Raw genomic sequence first — 5,027 nt, 5'->3', positions numbered from 1 at the left:
CTGACCAGTTTTTTTTCAACAATTCTCTAAAAGCCTCTTGACAAAAGACTTACAGTCTTAACTTGTCACCAATGGTCGCATCCAATCTAAACTAGATTATTCTTGGAGAAGTTATAAGATATCTAGCGGGCAAGATGGCGAAGTCTATACGGAGGTTCCTTGTCGTACTGACAGGCGAGTGCGCCGTCCTGATGTAGCTTATCTGACTCCTGAACTTGTTGCTCAATTTGGTGATGTTCCGACTTTGCCTCAAAGTCCGCCCTTAATTGCTGAAATAGTTTCTCCTACTGATATTGCAGAAGAGATTTTTCTTAAAGCACAAGAGTATTTAGATTCGGGTTGTCTGGAAGTTTGGATAGTTTTTCCAGAAAGTCGCTGGATAATGATAATGACTCAAACTCAAAAGTTAACCTTTAACCAGGGTTCTACCATCAGCACTCAGTTAGTGCTGGCGGGTTTTAGTGTTGCTGTTGAGGAGTTGTTGGCTTGAAGGCAAAAATTAGTTACGTATAAGTGCTTTCTGGCCGAGTTCGCCCGTAATCCTCGTGATAATTTGTGGATAAGTCATTGACAAAATGCCACTCGCCCCAGGCAATTAATAAAAATTATTAGCAATAAAAAGTGCAGTTGTAAAGTTGCACAAAATCACCAAGAGCGGTAAAATACTCATTGCTTTGTTTGCAAATTTACCGTAAATTCCAATTGGGAATTAAAACCAATCATTGAAATATGTCTAAGACTTACACTGTTGAATTGATCCACCAAGGCTCTACCTATACCGTAGAAGTGCCCGAAGATAAACAAATTCTGCAGGTGGCTAACGCTGCGGGCATTGATCTGCCTAACTCCTGCAATGCGGGGGTTTGTACTACTTGCGCTGCTAAAGTTATTGAGGGTGAAGTTGAGCAAGTTGATTGCATGGGCGTCAGTCCCGAACTTCAGGCAGAAGGTTATGTGTTGCTGTGCATTGCTTATCCCCGATCGAACTTGAAGATAGAAACCGAAAAAGAAGACATTGTGTACGATCGCCAATTCGGTAAATCCTAGGACTAAGCTAAAATTGAGCTAAGTACCGATCACAGTAAAACCACTATGGATCGCCCGATGACTACCCATTTCATTTCCGCAGAAGTTGACCTCCACGATACCGCCGAAGAATTGCACTCGGCGATTGAAATTGAACTGCAAAAGCACGGCGAACCCCTGCGGTGGGCAGTCACAGATGTGGATGTCGATCGGCAAAAGGCTGTGGTAGAAGGCTACGTGCTCGTGGAAGCATCCCCCGCAACATCGTGAACCCCCGCCCTTTGACAGTGGTTTTGATAGTCCCCACAGGCGTTGGAGCCTCGATTGGTGGGTTTGCAGGAGATGCGCTGCCGGTGGCTAGGGCGATCGCCCAAATTTCAGACACCCTGATCACTCACCCCAACGTCCTCAACGGCGCTCAACTTTATTGGCCGATACCTAACGCCCTCTACGTTGAAGGTTACGCCCTTGACAAATTTGCTGCCGGATGCTGGGGACTGCAACCGGTACATCAAAATCGCATCGGCTTAATCCTAGATTCCGCGATCGAACCAGACTTGCAGTTGCGGCACTTGCAAGCGGCTGATGCAGCGAGAGCTACATTGGGCTTGAATATAACTGATTGTGTTTTAACCGATCGCCCTCTGCAAGTAGAATTGCGTATTTCTGAATCAGGGGCATCCTGGGGGACAATCGGCAATCCAGACAGTTTATTGCGCGCAGCAGAAAAATTAATCAAACAAGCAAGAGTAGAGGCGATCGCAGTTGTAGCGAGATTTCCCGACGATGAAGGCAGCCTCGCCCTCGAAAACTACCGCCGCGGCAAAGGAGTTGACCCCCTCGCCGGCGCCGAAGCTGTGATCAGCCACCTCATCGTCAGGACGTTTAAAATCCCCTGTGCTCACGCCCCTGCGCTTTCCCCACTTCCCCTCGATCCGCACCTGTCCCCGCGATCTGCTGCTGAGGAAATCGGCTATACTTTCCTACCTTGCGTGCTTGCCGGCCTGGGCAAAGCTCCCCAATTGGTAGCGCCAGAAAGCCAGCAGCACAATCAATTATCAATTACCGCCGATCGAGTCGATGCGGTAGTGATACCCGCCACAGCCTGCGGCGGCAGTGCTATTCTGAGTTTGAGTGGGCGATCGTCCGTACAAATCATCGCTGTGGGCGACAACAAAACCCAGATGCAGGCGACTTCAGAAAAACTCGGAATCAAAGCTTTGCAGGTAAACTCATATTTAGAGGCGATCGGAGTTTTGGTCGCTTTGCGGGCCGGCATCAGTCCAGCTTCCTTGGGTGCAGAAATCTCCTCCCTGCGTTGTTTGTCTGACTCAACAAAACAAATCTAAAATCTCAAACCTCAAATCTAAAAGTGATTAAGTGGCAGAAAAACTTCCCGGAAATCCTGAAATTGAACCCTTGACGCGCACCCAAGTTTTAATAGCAATGGGCGTGACAGCAATTATGTTGCTGGCTGTTGCTAAATTGTGGTTGCTATTTGGATCGGTATCACTTTTGCCAGTCAAATTGATAGGAATGGACTTGCTCAAAGGATTTGCGATCGGACTGGCAATTACAGGTGGGAGTGCGATCGTTTATCACCTCTGGCCGGGTTATCGCCGGAGTGCAGACGTTTACTTGGAAGTAGTGCTCAAACCTTTGTTTTGGCCAGATTTGATTTGGCTGGGACTCCTGCCCGGACTTAGCGAAGAATTGCTATTTCGAGGCGTGATGCTGTCTGCTTTGGGATTGAATGTTACCGGTATAGTTTTATCGAGTTTTTGTTTCGGCATTCTGCACTTGGGAGGCATGGATCAGTGGCCTTATGCTGTTTGGGCAACTGCTGTCGGATTGCTGTTGGGTTACAGCGTTTTAGCTACTGGGAATTTGTTAGTGCCAATTACGGCTCATATCTGTACGAATTTGATTTCTAGCTGTGTTTGGAAGTGGGAAAATAATGTGGTGAAGCGGTAGGTCGATCGCTATTCCAAAGCGATTGAAATCGCGCCTGCGCGGAATATAGCAATAAATGCCAACGCGCAAGGGGGTTTTTAGATTGAACGAACCGCGAAGACGCTAAGGGCGCGAAGGAAGAGGAAGATTGCACAGAGGTGAAAAGGTTTTAACCGCCGAGTTTTATCTGTGTTAAGGCAGTTTGTAGCTGCTCGATCGCACAATCAACTCACCTTGACTGGGGTTGCGGCTGAAAATAAAAGCTCCTTCTTGAGTTTCGCCGGTTGACAAAAAATCAATTTGTTGATCGCCGGATTCTACAACTTCGCCATTTACGCGCAATTCGGCAATAATTTGCACTGATTCAGCCGTTTCGCCGCCCGTGTTTGTCACTGTAAACGGTACGTAAAATTGCCCTTGATTTTCGCGAATTGGTGTGTTCCGAGTGACAGAAATAACCGGAGGTTCCTGCTTTTTAGTCACCCAGTTGTAGATTACCAGTCCGGTGAGGGTAAAAAGGATCAAGCAGGCGATCGCAAATGTCACCCATTCAGCAGGAGTTCTTTTTTCTTGCTGTTCGTTATTACTTTCACTCATACCGCTAACCTTCCCGCCGCGCCACCAACAGCCGCGGGCAGTCCCAATACTAACGTATAGTTTAACCAAATCGACCACGGGTCGTCAAAACTGAGTTTGTGGAAGAAAAACATCATAAATGCAGAAGCAGCCAGCGACACTAAATAGGCCATGACAGTTTCGCTGAGGGGACGCTGAAAAATCCCTTGCTGCTGCTGTCGTTTTGCTTGATAAGTAAAGCCTGCTACAAATACAATACCGTAGGAAATTAGCAGCGAAGCGGCGATAATTGCTAATTGTCTAGGTGGCGAAATACCTGCTGCTAGCATGGGAATTTCGTCAGTTGGGGCGATGTTGAAAGCAATTATCATCGCGCCGATTAAAGTAGCGCCGATATCTGCTACAGTTGCATTAATGGTAGGTTCCTTTTCGCTGTCTGAGCTTTGATAGCGATCGCCGCTCAAGAAACCGTTTGCCAGGGCTACTCCCAACGCAAACGGCAGACCTTCAAAGATGATTTTCCCCAAAGTTTCTTGCAGCGGAGTCTCCGGCGTAATTTCCCTGAGCAAAAACAGGACAAAAGCCGCGCAGAAAATGCCGATAGCCATCGCTTCTACGGTATCGATTGCAGCCTCTAGCCAGCGGATGTCTTGAGTTTTGCGAAAACCTTCCGTGCGAGTCAACAAGAAAACGACGATAAAAGTAGTTGCGATCGCGATCGACATTTCCGCTGGTGTAGTATGCGAACCGATCCACCAAACCTCCATCGTATAAAGCAGGGGAATCCCGAACAAAAAGCCACCCGATGCACCTCGGATGATGTCGTTTAGTTCATTTGACCACTGATTTTTACGTCTTTTTGATTTCTTCATGTTTGATTGAAAGAAAATGCACCTCAAAAAAGGCAATCTCTAATTTGACATATTTCAAGTGTTATCGTAAATAGCATCTGCACTCAACTTTGTGCATAAGCTATTAAAAATTCCTCTCTAGAAATTCCCGTCTGAGTACAAATTTCTCTCAGTGTCCCTGATTTTATTTGCTCGTGGTTAGGCATTACTAACGGAGTCTACGTGCCATCCTGATTCTATCGCACCATGACAATATGTTCACGTTCTCTAATAATCCGAAAACCCAACAACTGAAATGTTCTGATGACTCGTCTTTTAGAAGCATCGACAGGAAACTTTGACATTAAATAGCCACCTCTGCTTCTACTAAAAAAGTCTCGATCGCGGGTGATTCGTTTTCCATTGTTTCTTTGCCAAATACTTCGATGTAGCAGCGAATAGCTGACTTGACATCAGCTAAGGCTTCTTCATAGGTGTCACCTTCACCAACTACGGCACCTTTGATACCAAGGGGATAGGCTACATAATTATCGGAATGTTTTTCACTGTACTTTAGACTAAATAAAGATGAGAACGGTGGCTTTGAGAAGAACTAAAGCCACCGCGCCGGGAGAGAATAAG

Annotated in this window: 7 protein-coding genes; 5 read left to right on the top strand and 2 right to left on the bottom strand. The window is 46.6% G+C overall.

What is annotated here, in order from left to right; genetic code table 11:
- Window positions 1–79: 79 nt before the first annotated feature.
- From QUA03_RS28275 to QUA03_RS28255, 5 genes are all read left to right on the top strand, one after another.
- Window positions 80–490, top strand: coding sequence for a Uma2 family endonuclease (locus QUA03_RS28275; protein ID WP_333216957.1), 411 nt, complete (start codon window positions 80–82; stop codon window positions 488–490).
- Window positions 491–729: 239 nt separating this feature from the next.
- Window positions 730–1,047 (top strand): 2Fe-2S iron-sulfur cluster-binding protein, encoded by a 318-nt coding sequence (locus tag QUA03_RS28270; protein ID WP_190740251.1) that lies wholly within the window; start codon window positions 730–732, stop codon window positions 1,045–1,047.
- Between the two features lie 57 nt (window positions 1,048–1,104).
- On the top strand, window positions 1,105–1,296 hold the full coding sequence (locus QUA03_RS28265; protein ID WP_190657364.1) for a hypothetical protein: 192 nt from the start codon (window positions 1,105–1,107) through the stop codon (window positions 1,294–1,296).
- Entirely contained in the window at window positions 1,293–2,375 is a 1,083-nt protein-coding gene (locus tag QUA03_RS28260; protein ID WP_333216955.1) for a DUF3326 domain-containing protein, read from the top strand. Before QUA03_RS28265 ends, QUA03_RS28260 begins: the two co-directional genes overlap by 4 nt.
- 31 nt (window positions 2,376–2,406) lie before the next feature.
- On the top strand, window positions 2,407–3,000 hold the full coding sequence (locus tag QUA03_RS28255; protein WP_333216953.1) for a CPBP family intramembrane glutamic endopeptidase: 594 nt from the start codon (window positions 2,407–2,409) through the stop codon (window positions 2,998–3,000).
- 171 nt (window positions 3,001–3,171) lie between these two features.
- Here the strand turns inward: QUA03_RS28255 and QUA03_RS28250 are convergent, their stop codons facing one another.
- Together QUA03_RS28250 and QUA03_RS28245 are read right to left on the bottom strand one after the other, a co-directional pair.
- Window positions 3,172–3,576: a TIGR02588 family protein gene (locus QUA03_RS28250; RefSeq protein WP_333216951.1), complete on the bottom strand. Its 405-nt coding sequence runs from the start codon at window positions 3,574–3,576 to the stop codon at window positions 3,172–3,174.
- Window positions 3,573–4,427 carry a TIGR02587 family membrane protein gene (locus tag QUA03_RS28245; RefSeq protein WP_333216949.1) on the bottom strand — a complete coding sequence of 285 codons (855 nt, stop codon included), beginning with the start codon at window positions 4,425–4,427 and terminating at the stop codon, window positions 3,573–3,575. Before QUA03_RS28245 ends, QUA03_RS28250 begins: the two co-directional genes overlap by 4 nt.
- Window positions 4,428–5,027: the final 600 nt, after the last annotated feature.

This window comes from Microcoleus sp. S36b_A4 (assembly GCF_036700645.1).
Lineage (GTDB): Bacteria > Cyanobacteriota > Cyanobacteriia > Cyanobacteriales > Microcoleaceae > Microcoleus.
The sequence above is the reverse complement of the archived record's forward strand: the minus strand, read 5'-3'. Positions and strand labels throughout refer to the sequence as shown.